This is a genomic window from Arthrobacter sp. 05T444, from assembly GCF_056395905.1.
Genome location: NZ_JBFTKK010000002.1, coordinates 112677 through 131986 on the forward strand (window position 1 = coordinate 112677; position 19310 = coordinate 131986).

The window sequence follows — 19310 nt, forward strand, 5'->3', positions numbered from 1 at the left end:
ACGGAGTTCCCTGCGGCCGTGACAACATGGTCTGTTGTGAAAGACGACACCAGGGAAAGAAGCCGGCCGGCCAGCTATTTCCGGTTCGCCCTGGCCGCCTTCACCGCGTTCCTGGTCCTCAGCCTCGGATTTGCCCTGATTCCACGGGAAGCCCAGCGCCCGGCCGCACCCCCTTTTTCCGAGCAGGCACGGGCCTCCGCCCTGGCTGAAACCATGCGGTTGCGGGCAGTCAGCTTGCAGCTCGCGGTGGACGCTTCCGGCGCCCAGCGCCAGATTTATTCGCGGACTGTGACTTTGCTGACTACCCAGGCCCGCGCACTGATTCTGCCCTCCGACGAGGCCACCGCCGCCGCTTCCGCCGCGCCTTCGGCGTCTGGATCCGGAACTGCAGCTGCGGCTGCCGCGGCGCCCGCGACAGTCCCCGCACTGGTGGCCGGGCTCTCTGCCAGTGGGCGGAAGCGCCTCACCCATGCGGAAACGGCCGACGGCGGGATGGCCCGCCTTTTGTCCGCGGTCGGCACCGCACAGCTGCTCCAGGCGGCGGCTCTTGCCCAAGCCTCCGGAACGCCAGCGCCTGCACTTCCTGCCGCGCCCGCTCGGTTGGCCAATTCCACGGTCACGTGCCCGGGCCCAGGCCCAGGTGACAGTGCGCCGGGTTCGCCAGGTACGGCCTCTGCGGAATTGGGGACGGCCTCCGGGGCGCCGGCCGCCACCTCGGCGCCGGCCCCAGGCGCCGCACCAGTGTCCGGCCCCGCGACGGCGTCCGGCGCAGCGAGCCTGACGGCTGCGCTGCAAAGGACTGTCCGCACCGAGGTAGAGACCGTCTACGGCTACCAGGTTGCGCTCACTCGACTCGCTGGCCAGGCGACACAACGGGCCAAGGTCCTGTTGACCAGCCACGAGGCACGCGCGGACGAAGCAGAGACGCACAGCCGCCTGCACTGTGCCCAGATCCCGCCCCGGGAGCCGGGCTACACGCTCGATGCCTCCTTCCTGAAAAACCCCGCCGCCGGACTGGCCAGCCTGGAAGCGGGAACGCTCCCTGTCTACGGCGATCTCGTCGCACTGAGTGAAGGCCCCACCAGAAAATGGGCCATTGCCTCGCTCCTTGCGGCCACGCAGAGTTCCATCGGCTGGGGGTCCGATCCCGGCCCCGTACCCGGCCTCGTGCTGGACACCTCCCAGCTCCCCGTGCTGCCGGAAGCTGCGCCCTCGCCGCATGCGGACCTGTCCTCACCTCCTTAATATCCGGCTGGACTCTGGCAGCGGGGACGCCCTGGTGGTTTGCTGGAGAGATGGAGTCAGCGGACGTTGCAGGATTGCCCCACGACGGACACCACCAAAGCGAGCCCCACAACAACGACATTGTCCACCGGCTGAACTGGCTTCGCGCCGGTGTCCTCGGCGCGAACGACGGCATCGTGTCGGTCGCCGCGATTGTGGTGGGCGTAGCCGGTGCGACCAGCGAGCACGGCCCCATTCTTGCGGCCGGTGCCGCGGGGCTGGTGGGCGGCGCGGTGTCCATGGCGCTTGGCGAATACGTATCTGTCAGCAGCCAAAGCGACAGCCAGAAGGCGCTGATCGAAAAGGAGCGCCGGGAGCTTGCCGAAGAGCCCGAGGAAGAGCTGCTCGAACTGGCGGCCATCTACCGGAGCAAGGGCCTCAGTGAGGAAACGGCGCAGAACGTCGCCCGGGAGCTCACCGCACATGATGCGCTGGCAGCGCACCTGTCCGCGGAACTGAATATCGATGAACAGGACATTGTGAGCCCGTGGCACGCAGCGTTTGCCTCGGCCATAGCATTCACCCTGGGCGCGATCCTGCCGATGCTCGCCATCCTGCTGCCGCCCGAAAACATCCGCGTTGCCGTGACCTTCGGCGCCGTACTGGTGGCTCTGGCCCTGACCGGCGCCCTCGGAGCCTGGATCGGCGGCGGATCCAGGATGCGCGCCGCTGTGCGCGTGGTGGTGGGCGGCGGACTTGCCCTGGCGGCGACATTCGCCCTGGGCAACCTGCTCGGAGCCAGCGGGATCGTCTAGCGCAATTCCAGGGCTGCGACAGCCCGGTCAACTACGCTGGAACCGATGAGCCAGCCACCAGCCGTTCCCGTTCCGCCCGATTTGGCGCGCCGCTACTCCAGCAGCAGTGCCGGCCGGGCATGGCTTGCTTCCCTCCCCGACCTGATCCGCAGCCGCATGGAGCAGTGGGAGCTCGACCTTGACCTTATGCCGGGAACGTTCCCATGGAGCGGCCACGGCGGGATTGTGGTGCCGGTGCTTGCGGGCGGAACACGTGCAGCCCTGAAGGTTGCCTTCCCCCACGACGAGGCGGTCGTGGAACGGCATGCCCTGGCCCTGTGGAACGGGCGGGGGGCCGTCCGCCTGCTCGCTTCCGATGCAGGAACCTGCTCCATGCTGCTGGAGCGCCTGGACTCCGGCCGGTCGCTCCAGACCCAGCCCATGGACGTCGCCGCCGAGGTGTGGGGCGGGCTCATGCGGGAACTGAGCCTCGTTCCGGACGGTCAGCCGCAATGGCGGGAGTTTCTGCACGTGGCCGCCCGGGCCGAGCAATGGAGCGACGATCTGCCGGCCGAGTGGGAGCAGCTGGGAAAGCCTTTTCCCCGTTGGCTCCTTGAGGCTGCGCTGGAGGTGTGCCAGACCAGGGGTGCCGTGGGCCGCCGCTCAGGAGCCGACGTGCTGGTCAACACCGACTTCCACTTCCTCAACATCCTGGCCCGCCCCGGCGCCACGGAGAAGCCTGGACACCGTAATTTCGCGGCCATCGATCCGCAGCCGATGGTGGGCGAGGCTGAGTTCGCGGTGGCCCCCGTGCTGTGGAACCGGATGGCTGACCTGCCCGCCGCGGATCCCGCGGCAGGCCTGCGGGCACGATGCCGCGATTTCAGCAGGGCGGCCGGGCTTGACGACGAAGCAGCCCGGCAGTGGAGCCTCGCGCGGGAGGTCGACAACGCCCTCCACTACGCCTCGAAGCGGGACCACGGCGGAGATCTGGCCCGGTCGCTGTGGGTTGCCAGCACGCTGGCGGGACGCACCCTGGACGGGCTCCCGGACCCGCGAACGCTGCCTGAACCCGGGCGGGCAGCCGGGCGGACGACTCCGGCATAAGGGCCTTCGGCCTGGCGGTCAGCGGGCGCCGGTCCGGACGCCTTCGAGGGCAGTCCGGACCGCCTCGGCTGCCGTGGTAACGTCGGCGGCGTCGGTGGTCCAGTTACTGACGGAGATCCGCAGCACGTCCCTGCCGTGCCAGCGCGAACCGGACATCCACACCGTGCCGTCGGCTATGAGCCTCGCCGCCACCTCACGGGTGGTGGCGTCGTCACCGAAAGCGACGGAAATCTGCGTATAGCCGACGTCGTTCAGCACTTCCACGCCGTCAAGCACCGCAAGCTTTTCCGCGAGCCGGGCCGCGGAGGCCGCGAGGCGGCGGATCTGTTCGGCCACGCCATCCCGGCCGAGTGACTTCAGCGCGGCCCACACCGGCACACCCCTGGCCCTGCGCGAAAGCTCCGGAACCTTCTGGCTGGGATCACCCGCACCATCCGCATCCCGGATGAGGTAGCTCGCGTTCAGCCCCATGGCGCTGCGCAGGGCCTGCGCGTCCTTGACGACGGCGACGCCGCAGTCATAGGGGACATTGAGGCTCTTGTGGGCATCTGTGGCCCACGAGTCGGCCCGTCCGAGCCCTGCCGTCAGCCCGGCGAACTCGGGGACGGCTGCCGCCCAAAGTCCGAATGCCCCGTCCACGTGCACCCACGCGCGGTGTGCCTTGGACACTGCGATCGCCGCGGCGAAGGGGTCGAAGGCGCCCGAGTGCAGGTTGCCGGCCTGCAGGCACACCAGCACCGGAGCCGGGCCCGAGCTCAGCGCACGGTCAAGGGCACAGTCCAGCTCCGCGGCATCGATGCGCCCCTGGTCGTCGGACGCCACCACGGTGGGACTGCCCAGGCCCAGGTAGCGCAGGGCGAGGTCGATCGTCTCGTGCCGTTCCTCCCCCACGATGCAGTGGATCCGCGGCGCGCCGAAGAGCCCATCGCGGTCCAGGTTCCAGCCGGCGTCTTTGAGCAGCCGCCAGCGTGCGGCCGCCAGACCCGTGAAGTTGGCCATGGTGGCTCCGGTGACGAAGCCGACGTCGGAGTCCTCCGGCAGGCCCAGCAACTGCAGCAGCCAGCCGCCTGCTGCTTCCTCGATGGCCGCCATGGCGGGGGTGGCATAGCGGAGGACCGCGTTTTGGTCCCATGAGCTGACAAGCCAGTCCGCCGCCATGGCGGCCGGCAGGGTGCCACCGATGACCCAGCCGAAGAAGCGGCCCGACGGCATGGCCATGAGCCCGGGTTCCGCATGGCTGGCGAGGTAGTCCACGACGTCTGCCGGAGGCATGCCGGACTGCGGCAGCTCGCCGCCGAATGCTGCGGCCAACTCCCGGGCCGCCCGCCGCGGACCCACGGGGCGGGTCGGCTGGCTTGCGAGCCACTGGGTGGCATGGCGCACGGCCGCCGCAAGGGCTTCCTGGTAGGGCTCCGCACCCGCTGACATAGATGCATGCTACGCCGACCCCGGGGGTTGTTACGAGGGGGATCCCACCAGATTCTGTCGGGCCGGGAACTCCCGCTCAAGCGAAGGGTCAGGCAAAGTTTTCCTGCCACACGTCGAAGCCGAGTTTGATGATCAGGGCGCCCACCACCGCGAGGAAGACGAGGCGCACGAACCGGCTCCCTTGTTTCACCGCCGTGCGCGCCCCCAAATAGCCGCCGGCCATGTTTGCCAGACCCAGCACCAGGCCGACCCCCCAGAGCAGGGAGCCGTGCGGCAGGAAGAACAACAGCGCACCGGCGTTCGTGGCCATGTTGACGATCTTCGCCTTGGCGCTTGCCTCAAGGAACGCGTATCCCATCGCCGAGACCAGTGCGATCACCAGGAACGAGCCCGTGCCCGGGCCGATCAATCCGTCATAGAAGCCGATCACGGCACCGATGGTGCAGGCCACCACATAGTGGGTGCCGCCGTCGTGCCTGAGGACCGTCAGGTGCCCGGCGTCGGGTTTGAGGGCAGTGAAAAGCGCGACGGCAACCAGCGCCACCACGATGATCGGCTTGAACACCTCGGCCGGCAGCCGGGCAGCCAGCAAGGCCCCGCCGAAGCTGCCGGCCAGCGCAATGGCCGCCATGGGCAGCGCAGTCCTCAGGTCAGGCCGGACCCGGCCGTAGTAGGTGACGGCGCTGGTGCTGGTGCCGAAGATGGAACCCATCTTGTTGGTGGCGAGGGCCTGCACCGGGGTGATCCCCGGAACGAGCAGCAGCGCAGGAAGCTGCAGCAGCCCGCCGCCGCCCACCACCGCGTCCACCCAGCCGGCAGCGAAGCCGGCCACCACTATCAGGATCACAGTGGCGAGCTGGATCGATTCGAAACCCGAGACCACCTTGGCGGCTGCGGGCAGTCAGTTGTTGCGGACGGCGTTGACCACGAAGTCAACAGCCTTGTCCACTGCAACGTTTTCGGCCTCACCGCTGCGGCGGTCCTTGATCTCTACGACGCCGTCCACAAGTCCCTTGCCGACGGCGAGGATGGTGGGCACGCCAATGAGCTCAGCGTCGCCGAACTTGACGCCCGGGGAGACCTTGGGGCGGTCATCGTAAATAACCTCGAGGCCGGCGGCCTCGAGTTCCGAGGCGAGCTGCTCCGCCGCGGCGAAGATCTCCTCGCCGCGACCCACGGCCACGACATGGACGTCGGCCGGAGCCACTGCCCGCGGCCAGACCAGGCCCCGGGCATCATGGTTGGATTCCGCGAGGGCAGCCACGGCACGGGTCACGCCCACGCCGTAGGAACCCATGGTCACCACCACCTGCTTGCCATTCTGATCCAGGACCTTCAGCTCAAGCGCTTCCGCGTACTTGCGGCCGAGCTGGAAAATGTGCCCCATCTCGATGCCACGGGCGGTCTCAAGCGGGCCCGAGCCGTCCGGGGCTTCGTCGCCTGCGCGAACTTCGGTGCACTCAATCACACCGTCCCAGCCGAAGTCCCTGCCAGCCACGAGGCCGAACACGTGCTTGCCGGCCATGTTGGCACCGGTCACCCATGACGTGCCGCTGACGATGCGCGGGTCCACGAGGTAGAGGAGCCTGGATGCGCCCTCCGTGCCGAGCAGCGGCGTGTCCAGGGACATCCCCGGGCCAAGGTAGCCCCTGACGATGAGCGGGTTCTTGGCGAGGTCTTCTTCGCCCGCGGCCTCCACCGTAATTTCGCCGGCCACTGGCAGGAAAGCGCCGATGTTCGCCTCAACGCGCTTCAGGTCGACGCCACGGTCGCCGGGGACGCCGATGACCACGATCTGGCGCTCACCCGTCGGCAGCGTCACGGCGAGGACCACGTTCTTCAACGTGTCAGCGGCCGTCCAATCGCCGCCGTCGGCCTCGCTCCGGGGAGCGAGCTCGTTGGCAGCGGCCACGAGGGTGTCGATGGTCGGGGTATTCGGCGTGTCCCTTATGTCGGCCGCCGGAGCGTTGGTGAAGTCGATCTCGGCGGGAACCACGGTGGTCACGGCCTCCACGTTCGCCGCATAGCCGCCGGCGGAGCGCACGAACGTGTCTTCGCCGATCTCGGTGGGGTGCAGGAACTCCTCGCTCCGGGAACCGCCCATGGCACCTGCCGTGGCTGCCACCGGAACAACCTCGAGGCCAAGGCGCTCGAAGATCTTCAGGTAGGCGCCGCGGTGCGCGTTGTAGCTCGCGTCCAGGCCGGCGTCGTCGACGTCGAAGGAGTACGAATCCTTCATGATGAACTCGCGGCCGCGCAGCAGGCCGGCACGGGGACGTGCTTCGTCGCGGTACTTGTTCTGGATCTGGTAGATGCTCAGCGGAAGGTCCTTGTACGAGGAGTACAAATCCTTGACCAGCAGGGTGAACATCTCCTCATGGGTGGGAGCCAGCAGGTAGTCCCCGCCCTTGCGGTCCTTGAGCCGGAAGATGCCCTCGCCGTACTCGGTCCAGCGGTTCGTGGCCTCGTAGGGTTCCTTGGGGAGCAGGGCCGGGAAGTGGACTTCCTGGGCGCCGATGGCGGTCATCTCCTCGCGGATTACCTGTTCCACCCTGCGCAGCACGCTCAGCCCCAGGGGCAGCCACGTGTAGATACCCGGCGCGGCACGGCGGATGTATCCGGCGCGCACGAGCAGCCTGTGGCTGGCCACCTCGGCGTCGGCGGGATCTTCACGCAGCGTGCGCAGGAATAGCTTGGAGAGTCTAAGGACCACGGGTCAGTATCCGTTTCTGGGGGAAAGTGCTGATTGTCTGGGTACTAATCTACCGGCAAGGCGGCGCCGGGGCTTCCGCGCGCTCCGGCAACAGACGCTTCCCGGCGGGGGCTGCCGCAGAAGAGCCACGCCCCACAGCGGAAGCCCCTGGCCGTCTCCGGCTGGTCATCCCTGTGGCGGCGTGGCTCCGCGGCCGGTCATGCCGCCAATTCTCTGAGACCATCCGCGCCCGAAGGCACGGTCAGTTAGAACCTATGTGATGGCAGTCACCCATTTCAAGCCCGGTCTCAGAAAAAGCACCGGCCTCGGAAAAGCACCGGGCTCAGAAATGCACCGGCCTTAGAAAAGCACCGTGGCAAAAGTCCCGACCTGGCGGAAGCCTACTCGCTCGTAGGTGGCGCGGGCGCGGGAGTTGTAGTCGTTGACATAGAGGCTGGTGACCGGCGCCATTTTCTGGGCGAGCAGCACCACGGCAGCCATGTAGCCGGCGCTCAGGCCCAGTCCGCGGTAGCTGGGGTTCATCCACACGCCCTGCACCTGCGTCACTTCGGTGGTCACGGCGCCAAGCTCGGCTTTGAACACCACTTCGCCGTCGCTGAGGTGAACCAGGGAGTGCCCCTGTCGGATCAGTCCCGCGACCCGGCGGCTATAGAAGTCCCGGCCGCCCAGATACGGCGAATAGCCCACTTCCTCCTCGAACATCGCCGCGCAGGCCGGGAGAATGGTGTCGAAGTCAGCGTATTGGCCGAACCCCAGCTGCCAGTTGGGTTCTACGGCTGGCGGACCGGCAATGGTCATGAGGGGCTGGTCCGGGCGCACTTCGTGCGCCACATGTCCCAATTGCTCCAGGTGATTGTGCAAGGCAAGCACTGTGTGCGCCGGACCGAAGATGGACGCAAACCTCCGGCCGGAGCGGTGCGCCGCGGCAGCCACCGCCCCGGTGAGCGCGGGCGCGAGCTGGACCGGCACCAGGTTGGCGCCCGCCCAGCAGGCACCAACCAGCAAACCGTCGTCGAAAACGCCCAGAACACTGGCGCCCCCTGGAGTCGGGGCGGCCGTGCCCGTAGATTCCAGGTGCGCCAGGATGAAGACATTCGCCACGGGATCAGCAGCGGCCAACTCGCGCAGCCCGGCCGTATCCGCAGCACCCAGTGCCCGCACGGTCACACGGTCCGGAGCGGCTCCGTCTTTATGAGACGCTAACCACGGGGCCACCCTTGACAGCATCTTCGCCATCGGCCTCCCCCATCTCTTCCGCGATACGCATGGCCTCTTCGATCAGTGTCTCAACAATCTGGCTCTCAGGGACAGTCTTGATGACCTCACCCTTCACAAAAATCTGGCCCTTGCCGTTGCCGGACGCAACTCCCAGGTCAGCTTCGCGTGCTTCGCCCGGTCCGTTGACCACGCAGCCCATGACAGCTACGCGCAGCGGGATTTCCATGCCTTCAAGTCCGGCGGTCACCTGTTCGGCCAGGGTGTAGACGTCCACCTGGGCACGGCCGCAGGACGGGCATGACACAATTTCCAGCTTGCGCGGACGCAGGTTCAAGGACTGCAGAATCTGGTTGCCCACCTTGATCTCCTCGACCGGCGGGGCGGACAGGGAGACACGGATGGTGTCGCCGATGCCGCGCGAGAGCAGGGCCCCGAAGGCCGTGGCCGACTTGATGGTGCCCTGGAACGCGGGGCCCGCCTCGGTCACGCCAAGGTGCAGCGGCCAGTCCCCCTTCTCGGCGAGCATCTCGTACGCCGCCACCATGATGACCGGGTCGTTGTGCTTGACCGAGATCTTGAAGTCGTGGAAACCGTGCTCCTCGAACAGGGACGCTTCCCAGACCGCGGACTCAACCAGGGCTTCCGGGGTGGCTTTGCCGTACTTCTTCAGGATGCCCGGCTCCAGGGATCCGGCGTTGACACCGATGCGGATGGAAGTGCCGTGATCCTTGGCTGCCTTGGCGATTTCCTTGATCTGGTCATCGAACTTCCGGATGTTGCCGGGGTTGACGCGCACGGCGGCGCAGCCGGCTTCGATGGCCGCAAAGACGTACTTCGGCTGGAAGTGGATGTCGGCGATGACCGGTATCTGGGACTTCCTGGCGATGATCGGGAGGGCCTCGGCGTCATCCGCGGAGGGACAGGCGACCCGGACGATGTCGCAGCCGGACGCCGTCAGCTCGGCGATCTGCTGCAGGGTGGCGTTGATGTCCGTGGTGGGCGTGGTGGTCATCGACTGCACACTGACGGGCGAATCGGACCCGACGCCCACCGAGCCGACTTTGATCTGCCGTGTCTTGCGGCGGGGAGCAAGGACGGGGGGCGGTGCGGATGGCATTCCCAGGCTGACCGAGGTCACGTGGACTCCTTGTATCGAAGAAAATTAGCGGGAAGGGCTAGGCGTGGTCGGCCAGGAGGCCGGTCACCGGAGCCCATTCCGTGGTGCGTGTGCCGGAGATGACGCCGGCGGCGGCGAAGGGGTCCTGCTTGAGGATGTCGTTCAGCGCGTTCTCGTCGGCGGCTTTGAAGATGAGCAGGGCACCGGCGCCGTCACCGTAAGGGCCGCTCGCGAGGAGCACGCCCTCCTCGGCCAGCCCTGCGGTCCATTCGCGGTGCGACGGGCGGGTGGCGGCACGGACATCCGCGGACTCGGCATCGTATACGTACTCAACAGCGAAAACAGTCATACAGATACCCTATCCCGCGGCCGCCCTACCCGAGGAGCACCACCTTCGTAAAGGCCGCGACACCCGCTGCCCAGAGCATGGAGGTGAGGGTCCCGATGATGAAGCGCTCCGCGGCCACGGGGGTCTCCTTGAGTTCAGCGAAGCGCCCCAGGCCCTTGATGGCCACCACGTAGGCAATGGCCACGGGCTGACCCGTCAGGATGGCCAGGCAGACGGCCAGCCGCTCAAGCACTCCGATGATGGCTCCGCCGCGCAGGATCCGCGTTGCGGGCGGCTCCGGCGATGTTTCCCGGGTGACCGTAATGTCGCCGTCCACCGTGTTGCCGGCGCCCGTGCCTTTGGAATCTGCCGTGCTTTTGGAATCCGCCGTGCTTTTGGACTCCGCGGCGTCCTGGGGATCCCCGGTGGTCCCGGAGTCCACGGTGACATCGGCCGAAGGATCGTCGGCGTTCTCTGCCGTGCCGGCGGTGGCATCCGCCTTGTCGTCGATAGTCCGGGCGAGCCTGAACACCAGTGCCGTCACAGGCCAGCCCACGAACCCTGCCGCCACCAGGGCCAGTGTGATCCAGAGTGCGTTCACCGTTCTCCTCGGTTGGGTGCTTCCGGGCCGGACGCGTCAAGGATCAGCCCATGGGCGGTGGCCAGCAGCATTTCCACCGCCGGTCTCGCCGCCCATTCTTCCTGCCATCCGGACCTGATGATGGCCCGGCTCACCGACTGTTCGCTGATTCCCAGTTCCTGGGCAACCTGCTTTTGCTGTCCGTGGCGACCGGGATCGCGTCCGTTTCTGGCCCGGAGCGCGTCTACCACCCGCCACTGGGCCTCAGTCCGTTCCCTGATGAGCCTCCCCACGAGGCGCAAAACAGCTTCTGCATTGGCGCACGCCCTAACTCCGTCTTCCGCATCGCCCGCGGCCGCCGTACCGCGCCGGACACCGCCCGACACCACCGCCACCGGAACGTGGCTGGCGGCAGCCTTGGCACGGTCCACGGCCTGTCGTGCCGCCACGAAGGCGGCCCCCGATCCCTCCCGGGGACTGACCGGCTGCGGCTCATTCACTGGGCCGATGCCGATCCCCACATACCAGCGGCCGCTGCGGAGCGCGTGGATGGCCACCTCCACCACGTCGGCCGGCATGTCGAGGACGCCCTGGATCTCATCCCCCACTGAACGTTCAAAGCGGCCCCGGGAAAGCCGCCGCAGTCCGTCCAGCAGCTCGGGCACCCGGTCAATATCGGTGCGGCTGCCCCGCTGGTCGATTGTCATGACGTACATTGCTCAACCGTAAGCGGCATATCGCTCAATATCAATCACTTCAGACTGATTATGATAAATCATCCAAAATCGGCTGATTACTCGATATCAGCTGTTTGGGGTTATCCGAAGAGATTTACCGGTTTCACGATGTCCGCATAAATCAGCAGCGCACCCATCCCCATCAGCAGGGCTGCCACGACGTAGGTCACGGGAAGCAGCTTGGCAATGTCGAAGGCACCCGGGTCGGGCTTGCCGAAGAGCTTTGCAACGCGCCGCCGGGCCGCTTCATACAGAGCCCCAGCCACATGGCCGCCGTCGAGCGGCAGCAACGGCACCAAGTTGAACACCGCAAGCGCGAAGTTCAGGCCCGCCAGCAGGCCCACCAGGGCGGCGAGCCTGGACTGCACCGGCACGTCTTCCATTGCGGCAACTTCGCCGGCCACCCGGCCCACACCAACCACACTGATGGGACCGTTCGGGTCCCGCGGCTCTTCGCTGAAGGCGGCTTTCGCCACTCCGGCAACACGGGCAGGAAGATTGAGGATGACGCCGGCAACCTGCCGGATGTTCTCCCCCGCCATGGGCAGGACGGACGACGCCGGTTGGGCAACGAGCGCTGTCTGCGCACCAATGCCGAGGAAGCCGACGTCCTGGTACCGGAGTTTGCCCTGGGAGTCCTTCGCCTGCCGGCCGTCTTCGCCGATGACCGGCCGCGCCGACAGCACGGGCGTGACGGTCGTGGTCACCGGTGCGCCGTTCCGCTCCACGGTGATGCTGACTTTGCGTCCCGCGGACGCGCGGATCCAGCCGGTGAGCTCATCCCAGCCGGTGACGGCTTTGCCGTCAAAGGACGTGATGACGTCGTTCGGCTTGATACCGGCGGAGGCGGCAGGCGTCAGCTTGCAGGCGGCGGAGTTCGGATCGACGGTCTCCCCCGCCTTGACCTGGCACTTCGAGACGTCGGCGATGGTCGTCGTCGGCGTGGCGACACCAAACCCCATGAGCAGCACGGCGGTGAGCACGACGCCGATCAGCAGGTTCATCGCGGGTCCGCCCAGCATCACGATGATCTTTTTCCACACCGGAAGCCGGTAGAACACGCGGTTTTCGTCCCCGGGCCCCACCTCTTCGTGGGCCATGGACCGGGCTTCGGTGGCGAGCGTCTGGAACATCCCGGTGCTGGAGGGACGCACCGAGCCGTCGACCTTGTTGGGCGGGTACATGCCGATCATCGACACATAGCCGCCCAGCGGAAGGGCCTTGAAACCGTATTCCGTCTCGCCCTTTTTGGTGGACCAGACAGTGGGGCCAAAGCCGATCATGTACTTGGTGACGCGCACCTTGAACAGCTTGGCGGGAAGCAGGTGCCCCACCTCGTGCAGGGCAATGGACACCGCGATGCCGACGGCAACGAAGACGACACCGAGGATGAAGAGGATAACGGGACTCATGCTTTCGATCTGCTGCTTCCTAGAGACTGCTCACTGCTAAACGTTCGTGGGCGCGGGCTCGTGCCCACTTTTCAGCATCCAGCACGGACTCGACCGTTAACCGGGAGGAACCCGGGTGTTCGCTGAGGACCGCTTCGATGGTATCCACAATGTCCGTGAACCGGATGCGGCCCTCATGGAAGGCCACCACAGCCTCCTCGTTGGCTGCGTTGAATACAGCCGGATAAGTGCTCCCCTGCTTGGCGGCGTCCTTGGCAAGCCCGACGGCCGGGAAGGCGCTCACATCGAGCGGCTCGAAGGTCCAGCTGGTGGCCTGCGTCCAGTCGCAGGGCGTGGCCGCCTGCGGAACACGGTCAGGCCAACCCAGACCGAGCGCGATGGGCAGGCGCATGTCCGGCGGCGAGGCCTGGGCGATGATGGAGCCGTCCACGAACTGCACCATGGAATGGACCACTGACTGCGGGTGGACCACGACGTCGATCCGGTCCAGCGGGATGTCGAACAGCAGGTGCGCCTCGATCACTTCCAATCCCTTGTTGACCAGGCTGGCGGAGTTGGTGGTGACCATCAGGCCCATGTCCCAGGTGGGGTGGGCCAAAGCTTCTTCCGGGGTGACGTCCGCCAGCTGCTCACGGGTGCGGCCGCGGAACGGGCCGCCGGACGCCGTCAGGATGAGCTTGTCCACCTCGGCGGCAGAGCCGGAGCGCAGGCACTGGGCAATGGCGGAGTGTTCGGAGTCCACCGGCACGATCTGGCCCTCCCCGGCGGCGGCTTTGACGAGGGAGCCGCCCACAATCAGCGACTCCTTGTTGGCCAGCGCGAGTGTTGCTCCGGCCTCGAGGGCGGCAAGCGTGGGCGCCAGGCCGATGGAGCCGGTGATGCCGTTGAGCACCACATCCGCTTCCACGGCGGCGATCCTTGTGGAGGCGTCCGGGCCGGCGATGATCTCCGGACGGTACCGCGCGAGCCCGGCCGCCCGGGCGGCGTCATCGATCAGGTCCTGCAGGCGGCGGGGATCGCCGGAGGCGACGCCCACCGCGCGCGCCCTCGTATGCACGGCCTGCCGTGCGAGGAGTTCCAGGTTGCCGCCGCCGGCGCTGAGCGCCACGACCTCGAAAAGGTGCGGGGCGCCGTCGACGACGTCAATTGCCTGGGTGCCGATCGAACCGGTGGATCCGAGAAGGACGATTCTGCGCGGCTGGCCCGTTGCTGGTCGGCTGGCTGAACGGCTGGCGCCCGAAGTCTGCATGACTTAAGTATCCCGCACAGCGGACGCCTGCCGCATGCCGCGACGTGGCAGGAGGCTAGCCCAATGCCATCTCCACCACGCCCTTGGCCATCGTGGACACAGCTCCGGCGTAGGCGATCGCCACAACAATCCTGCGGACGACCCCGGGCCGGACTCTGCCGGAGAGGAGGTCGCCGGCCACGATCCCCAAGACCATTGCGGCCAGGATGCCCAGCCAGTGCCAGCCTTCCAGGGCCGGAAGGTGGCCCCCGGAAAACAGGTATTTGCTCAGCAGCGAGGACAGCCCGGTCGTCACAAAGTACGGCTGCAGGGTGGCTCCGAAGCTCTTCTGCTCCCAGCGCGTCACGATGGCGTAGGCCGTAATGGCCGGGCCTCCCACTCCCGCCGCCGCGTTCATGAGTCCGCTGGTAAATCCCAGCGAGACCATCGGAACCGGGCCCGAGACCCGCCAGTCGCTGCGGTTCAGCCGCTGAGAAGCCAACAGCCCCAGGATCAACAGGGCTCCGATGCAGACCTCCAGCGGCGCCTCCGGGGCGTGGCTGGCCAGCCAGGCGCCGGGCACTACGCCGGTCAGCGCCGAAGCCGCGAGGCCAAGGTAGCGCCGCCAGCTGACGTGCCGCCACACCCTGGACAGGATCAGCAGTGACGAGGCCGCGCCGCAGAGGTTGATGATCATCACGCCGTCGAACGGACCCAGGAGCACCACGAGGACCGGCGAGACCAGGAGCCCGAAGCCCAGGCCGGCAAGCCGTTGCGCCAAGGCCCCCGCAACGACCGCGATGAGCACCAGTGCAAACATGTTCCGATCCTAATGCCGCGACTGGTTGTCCCCGTCGGGCACTCCTCAACGATCGAGAGTGCCGCCGCCCGGAAGTGCCTTGACGCCCTCCGCGGCGGGCGTAACGTGGAAGGGTGGACTGGGCCTCCTGGTTCGACGCGCGGGACTTCGAATTCGCCCGGCAGGTGCTGCAGCGTGGCATCGCCGCGCTCTACTTCGTTGCGTTCCTTTCGTCCCTAAACCAGTTCCCTGCGTTGCTCGGCGAGCGCGGACTCCTGCCCGTACCCGACTATCTGGAGGGGTTCAGCAGGCTGCGGAGGCCCACGCTGTTCCGCTGGCGCTACTCCGACCGGCTGCTGCGTTCGGTGTGCTGCACGGGACTGGCCGTTGCAGCCACCCTGGTTGCCGGGCTTCCGCAGCTGGGGCCGCCGTGGCTGCCGCTGATCACCTTCCTTGCGCTGTGGCTGCTGTACATGTCGATCGTCAACGTGGGACAAACGTTTTACGGCTTCGGCTGGGAGATGCTGCTCCTTGAGGCCGGGTTCACGGTGGCCTTTCTCGGCTCCGACCAGACGGATCCGCCCCGGACCATCCTGATCCTCGTGGCCTGGCTGGTGTTCCGGCTGGAATTCGGCGCGGGCATGATCAAGATCCGCGGCGGCCGGGAGTGGCGCGACCTCACGGCGCTGTACTACCACCATGAGACGCAGCCCATGCCGGGACCGCTTAGCCGGCAGGCGCATCTCCTGCCCCGGCCGTTCCACCGGCTGGAGGTGGTGGGCAACCACTTCGCCCAGCTTGTGGTGCCTTTCTTCCTCTTCGCCCCGCAGCCGGTCGCGAGTATCGCGGCCGGCATCATCATCTTTACGCAGCTGTGGCTCGTGGCCAGCGGCAACTTCGCGTGGCTGAACTGGATCGCCATAGTGCTGGCCTTCGCGGCAGTCAGCGATCCCGTGGCGCATGCGGTGCTGCCGGTGATTCCGCTGGACCGGCACACGGCTGGTGACGGCCGGCAAACGCCGCTGTGGTGGCTCGTCATCACCCTCGCAGTGACACTATTGCTCGCGGCCCTCAGCTACTGGCCCGTCCGCAACCTGTTTTCGCGCCACCAGCTGATGAACGCCAGTTTCAACCGCTGGCAGCTGGTGAACACCTACGGCGCGTTCGGCACGGTGACGAAGCAACGGATTGAGGTGGCTGTCGAGGGCACCATGGAGGAGGAGCCCGACTCGGAGGACTGGCGGGAGTACGGCTTCAAGGGCAAACCCGGCGATGTCCGCAGGTTGCCGCGCCAGTGGGCCCCTTACCACCTGCGGCTCGACTGGCTCATGTGGTTCCTTCCCCTGCGCACCGTGCACGAGGAATGGTTCTACACCTTCCTGGCCAAGCTGCTGGAGGCCGACCATGCGGTGCTGCGCCTGCTGCGCAATGATCCGTTCGACGGCGAACGCCCGCGCTGGGTGCGCGCCCGCACCTACCTGTACCGCTTCTCCAACCGGGCCGAGTTCCGCGAGACCGGCCAGCGCTGGATCCGGACTCCGCTGTATGAAGCCATCCCGCCGCTCTCCCTAAGGCACGCTCCGGGACGGCGGCAGTAAGGAACGGCTCCTGCTGGGGCTCCCGCTAGGCAGAGACCCCGGCCCGCCGAATCGTGGACTGGGCGTGCTTGAGGATGGGCCCGTCGATCATCTTGCCCTTGAACTGGAACACCCCGGTTCCTGCCGTACGTGCAGCCTCCAGCAGCTCCCGGGCGGCGGCGACGTCCTCGTCGGCCGGTGCGTAGGCCGCGCGGACCGCAGCGACCTGGTTCGGATGGATGCAGGCCTTTGAGCTGAAGCCGGACGCCGCGGCGTCCCGGGCCTCCTCGGTCAGCCCCTCGAGATCCGGGATGTTGACGTAGACCGCGTCCACTGTTTCCTTGCCGAAGGCCCCTGCCGCGAGCAGCACCGATGACCGGGCATGCAGCGCAACGGCGCGGTAGCCGCCGTCGTCCTTCCTGCTGGACGTCCCGCCGAGGGACGCGAGGAGGTCCTCTGCCCCCCACATCAGCGCCACCACGTTGGGTGCGGCGGCAATGGCCGGCGCGTTCACGATCCCGGCGGCCGTTTCGCACAGCGCGATTACGTGGAAGCCCTCGAGGGCCCGCAGCTGCTCCGCGCTTTCGGTCTTGGCCAGCATCACCGTCCGGTATGGCGTGTGCGCCAGGCAATGGAGGTCCTTCTCGAAGTCCTCCGTGCCGGCCGGGTTGATCCGGATGATGGTCCGGCTGGGGTCGAGCTCCGGCCCTTCGCCGGAACTGCCGAGCTGGGCCAGGATCGCCCCCCGGGCCCGTTGCTTGTCCGGCGCCGCCACCGCGTCCTCGAGGTCAATGATGACGGCATCGGAGCGCTCGGCGGCCTTCTGGAAGCGTTCGGGGCGGTCAGCAGGGCAGAACAGCAGGGCGGGGCCCATCACGAAAGTCATACAGTCATTGTCCGATTATTTTTCCTTCTGCGCTTCCGTCTCCGCCTTCAGGTGTGCCTCCCGGGTCCACATCAGGCAGCTGCGTGTCGCCAAGGCAACCACCGCGCCGTCCTGGTTGCGGCCGGTGTGCTTCATGGTGACGATCCCCTGGCCCGGGCGCGATCCGGAGAGCCGCTTTCCGGTGATGACGGTCTCGGTGTACAAAGTGTCGCCGTGGTAGAGCGGGCCGGGGAAGGACACATCGGTCAGGCCAAGCTGCGCGATGATGGTCCCCTGCGTGAGTTGGGTGACGGACTGCCCAACGACGGTAGCCAGGGTGAACATCGAGTTCACCAGCCGCTGGCCGAACGGCTGCCCCGCGCTCCACGCCGCGTCAAGGTGCAGTCCCTGCGTGTTCATGGTCATGGTGGTGAACAGGACGTTGTCGGTCTCGGTGACCGTCCGGCCCGGCCGGTGGGCGTAGACCACTCCTTCTTCCAATTCGTCGAAGTAGAGGCCCCGCTGTTCAACAACGCGGGGGCTGACGCTGGTGGAGCCGGTCGAATCCCCGTCGGCCTTCTGTTCCTGGCGGCCCGCCGTCATACAGTCAGTTCCTGGTCTTCTTCGAACAGCTCGGCGCCGGTGGCCGCAGCCACATCGTCCACAGACACGTTGGGAGCCAGCTCGCGCAGGACCAGCCTGGATGACCTGCCGTCGGCGACCACGTCAATCACGGCGAGGTCCGTGATGATCCGGTCCACGCAGGCCTGGCCCGTGAGCGGCAGCGTGCACCGCTCCACGATCTTGGGTTTGCCGTTGCGGTCCAGGTGCTCCATCATCACGATCACCTTTTTGGCGCCGAAGACCAGGTCCATGGCGCCGCCCATGCCCTTGACCATCTTGCCCGGGATCATCCAGTTGGCCAGATCGCCGTTGGCGGCGACCTCCATGGCGCCGAGCACTGCCACGTCCACGTGCCCACCGCGGATCATGCCGAACGACAGCGAGGAGTCAAAGAAGGCTGCCCCCTTGTTGACGGTGACGGTTTCCTTGCCGGCATTGATCAGGTCGGGGTCGACCTCGTCCTCGCCTGGATAGGGGCCGACGCCCAGGATGCCGTTCTCCGAATGCAGGACCACCTCCACACCGGCGGGGATGTAGTTGGGGATCAGCGTGGGCATCCCGATGCCAAGGTTGACGTACTGCCCATTCGTGAGCTCCTGCGCCACCCGCGCAGCGAGCTCGTTCCGTGTCCAGCCCTTGCCTTCCGGGTGCGACGTTGCGGCACGCCGGTATTCGTGGCGGACGGCCTCGGGACGGGGCGGCGCCCCCTGTGAGCTGATCGACTCCATGGCTACGCTCCTGCCTGGTCGGTGGTACCGGCTGCGGAAGGTGCCGAGAGTGCCACCGTCCGCTTTTCGATGCGCTTTTCGCCCTGCGACGCCACGACGACCCGTTGGACGAAGATGCCGGGGAGGTGGACGTGTTCGGGGTCCAGCTCCCCCGGTTCCACCAGCTCTTCAACCTCGGCAATGGTGGTCCGGCCGGCCATGGCGCACAGCGGGTTGAAGTTCATGGCCGTGGCGTGGAAGACGAGATTCCCGTGCCGGTCGCCCTTCCAGGCGTGGACCAGGCCGAAGTCAGGGGCGAGGGACTCTTCCAGGACGTAGTCCACGCCGTTGAAGGTCCGCACCTCCTTCGGTTCGGAGGCGATCGCGATGCCGCCGTCGGCGTCGTACTTTTGTGGCAGCCCGCCTTCGGACACTTGGGTGCCCACGCCTGCTTTCGTGTAGAACGCGGGGATGCCGGCACCGCCGGCGCGCAGCTTCTCGGCGAGCGTGCCCTGCGGTGTCAGCACAACCTCAAGTTCCCCGGAAAGGTACTGCCGGGCGAACTCCTTGTTCTCCCCGACGTACGAGCTGATGGTCCGGCGGATGCGCCCGTCCCTGAGCAGGATCCCGAGACCCCAGTCGTCGACGCCGCAGTTGTTGCTCACCGTCTCCAGATCCTTGGTGCCGTGCTCATGCAGGGCATCTATCAGGGCCACCGGGATCCCGCAGAGACCGAACCCCCCGACGGCGAGCGACGCGCCGTCGGGAATATCCGCAACGGCCTCCGCAGCGCTGGCAACAACCTTGTCAATCATCGTTGATCCTTTCAGGTGTCTCGTCAGGCTCGGCCCC

The 19310-nt window shown here is 67.1% G+C and carries 19 protein-coding genes; 4 read left to right on the forward strand and 15 right to left on the reverse strand.

What is annotated here, in order from left to right:
* The first annotated feature begins 18 nt into the window (after positions 1 to 18).
* From AC1DD3_RS02740 to AC1DD3_RS02750, 3 genes are read left to right on the forward strand one after another with little or no spacing between them, the layout of a single operon-like run.
* The gene (locus tag AC1DD3_RS02740; protein ID WP_230120578.1) at positions 19 to 1245 is read left to right on the forward strand and encodes a ferritin-like domain-containing protein; all 1227 of its coding nucleotides are present in this window, start codon (positions 19 to 21) and stop codon (positions 1243 to 1245) included.
* A 50-nt stretch (positions 1246 to 1295) separates the two neighbouring features.
* Entirely contained in the window at positions 1296 to 2039 is a 744-nt protein-coding gene (locus AC1DD3_RS02745; protein WP_230120580.1) for a VIT1/CCC1 transporter family protein, read from the forward strand.
* Between the two features lie 45 nt (positions 2040 to 2084).
* On the forward strand, positions 2085 to 3125 hold the full coding sequence (locus AC1DD3_RS02750; protein WP_230120582.1) for an aminoglycoside phosphotransferase family protein: 1041 nt from the start codon (positions 2085 to 2087) through the stop codon (positions 3123 to 3125).
* An 18-nt stretch (positions 3126 to 3143) separates the two neighbouring features.
* Here the strand turns inward: AC1DD3_RS02750 and AC1DD3_RS02755 are convergent, their stop codons facing one another.
* The 11 genes from AC1DD3_RS02755 to AC1DD3_RS02805 form a co-directional block, all read right to left on the reverse strand.
* Positions 3144 to 4553, reverse strand: coding sequence for a pyridoxal phosphate-dependent decarboxylase family protein (locus AC1DD3_RS02755; protein WP_476880892.1), 1410 nt, complete (start codon positions 4551 to 4553; stop codon positions 3144 to 3146).
* A gap of 88 nt (positions 4554 to 4641) precedes the next feature.
* Entirely contained in the window at positions 4642 to 5436 is a 795-nt protein-coding gene (locus AC1DD3_RS02760) for a sulfite exporter TauE/SafE family protein (protein ID WP_476880893.1), read from the reverse strand.
* 18 nt (positions 5437 to 5454) lie between these two features.
* On the reverse strand, positions 5455 to 7266 hold the full coding sequence (locus tag AC1DD3_RS02765; RefSeq protein ID WP_476880894.1) for a proline--tRNA ligase: 1812 nt from the start codon (positions 7264 to 7266) through the stop codon (positions 5455 to 5457).
* Between the two features lie 339 nt (positions 7267 to 7605).
* On the reverse strand, positions 7606 to 8493 hold the full coding sequence (locus tag AC1DD3_RS02770) for a GNAT family N-acetyltransferase (protein ID WP_230120618.1): 888 nt from the start codon (positions 8491 to 8493) through the stop codon (positions 7606 to 7608).
* On the reverse strand, positions 8456 to 9622 hold the full coding sequence (gene ispG / locus AC1DD3_RS02775; protein ID WP_230120589.1) for a flavodoxin-dependent (E)-4-hydroxy-3-methylbut-2-enyl-diphosphate synthase: 1167 nt from the start codon (positions 9620 to 9622) through the stop codon (positions 8456 to 8458). The genes AC1DD3_RS02770 and ispG overlap by 38 nt, the downstream gene beginning before the upstream one ends.
* A 37-nt stretch (positions 9623 to 9659) precedes the next feature.
* The gene (locus AC1DD3_RS02780; protein ID WP_230120591.1) at positions 9660 to 9950 is read right to left on the reverse strand and encodes a YciI family protein; all 291 of its coding nucleotides are present in this window, start codon (positions 9948 to 9950) and stop codon (positions 9660 to 9662) included.
* A 25-nt stretch (positions 9951 to 9975) separates the two neighbouring features.
* Positions 9976 to 10530 carry a hypothetical protein gene (locus AC1DD3_RS02785; protein ID WP_476880895.1) on the reverse strand — a complete coding sequence of 185 codons (555 nt, stop codon included), beginning with the start codon at positions 10528 to 10530 and terminating at the stop codon, positions 9976 to 9978.
* Positions 10527 to 11225: a MarR family transcriptional regulator gene (locus tag AC1DD3_RS02790; protein ID WP_230120595.1), complete on the reverse strand. Its 699-nt coding sequence runs from the start codon at positions 11223 to 11225 to the stop codon at positions 10527 to 10529. Before AC1DD3_RS02790 ends, AC1DD3_RS02785 begins: the two co-directional genes overlap by 4 nt.
* 101 nt (positions 11226 to 11326) lie before the next feature.
* Positions 11327 to 12658 carry a M50 family metallopeptidase gene (locus AC1DD3_RS02795; protein WP_230120597.1) on the reverse strand — a complete coding sequence of 444 codons (1332 nt, stop codon included), beginning with the start codon at positions 12656 to 12658 and terminating at the stop codon, positions 11327 to 11329.
* A 19-nt stretch (positions 12659 to 12677) separates the two neighbouring features.
* On the reverse strand, positions 12678 to 13907 hold the full coding sequence (dxr, locus tag AC1DD3_RS02800) for a 1-deoxy-D-xylulose-5-phosphate reductoisomerase (protein ID WP_230120599.1): 1230 nt from the start codon (positions 13905 to 13907) through the stop codon (positions 12678 to 12680).
* Between the two features lie 55 nt (positions 13908 to 13962).
* Complete coding sequence (locus tag AC1DD3_RS02805) at positions 13963 to 14706, reverse strand: sulfite exporter TauE/SafE family protein (protein WP_230120600.1); 744 nt, start codon at positions 14704 to 14706, stop codon at positions 13963 to 13965.
* A gap of 113 nt (positions 14707 to 14819) precedes the next feature.
* Between AC1DD3_RS02805 and AC1DD3_RS02810 the strand changes: the two genes are divergently transcribed.
* Positions 14820 to 16283, forward strand: a complete 1464-nt coding sequence (locus AC1DD3_RS02810) for a lipase maturation factor family protein (RefSeq protein ID WP_476880896.1) — start codon at positions 14820 to 14822, stop codon at positions 16281 to 16283.
* A gap of 25 nt (positions 16284 to 16308) precedes the next feature.
* Here the strand turns inward: AC1DD3_RS02810 and AC1DD3_RS02815 are convergent, their stop codons facing one another.
* Genes AC1DD3_RS02815 through AC1DD3_RS02830 form a run of 4 tightly spaced genes read right to left on the reverse strand, consistent with a single transcriptional unit; the run spans position 16309 to position 19273 of the window.
* The gene (locus tag AC1DD3_RS02815) at positions 16309 to 17148 is read right to left on the reverse strand and encodes an HpcH/HpaI aldolase/citrate lyase family protein (RefSeq protein WP_476880897.1); all 840 of its coding nucleotides are present in this window, start codon (positions 17146 to 17148) and stop codon (positions 16309 to 16311) included.
* 15 nt (positions 17149 to 17163) lie between these two features.
* Complete coding sequence (locus tag AC1DD3_RS02820) at positions 17164 to 17730, reverse strand: MaoC family dehydratase (RefSeq protein WP_230120606.1); 567 nt, start codon at positions 17728 to 17730, stop codon at positions 17164 to 17166.
* Complete coding sequence (locus AC1DD3_RS02825; RefSeq protein ID WP_230120608.1) at positions 17727 to 18479, reverse strand: CoA transferase subunit B; 753 nt, start codon at positions 18477 to 18479, stop codon at positions 17727 to 17729. The genes AC1DD3_RS02820 and AC1DD3_RS02825 overlap by 4 nt, the downstream gene beginning before the upstream one ends.
* Positions 18480 to 18481: 2 nt before the next feature.
* Positions 18482 to 19273 carry a CoA transferase subunit A gene (locus tag AC1DD3_RS02830; protein ID WP_230120610.1) on the reverse strand — a complete coding sequence of 264 codons (792 nt, stop codon included), beginning with the start codon at positions 19271 to 19273 and terminating at the stop codon, positions 18482 to 18484.
* Positions 19274 to 19310: the final 37 nt, after the last annotated feature.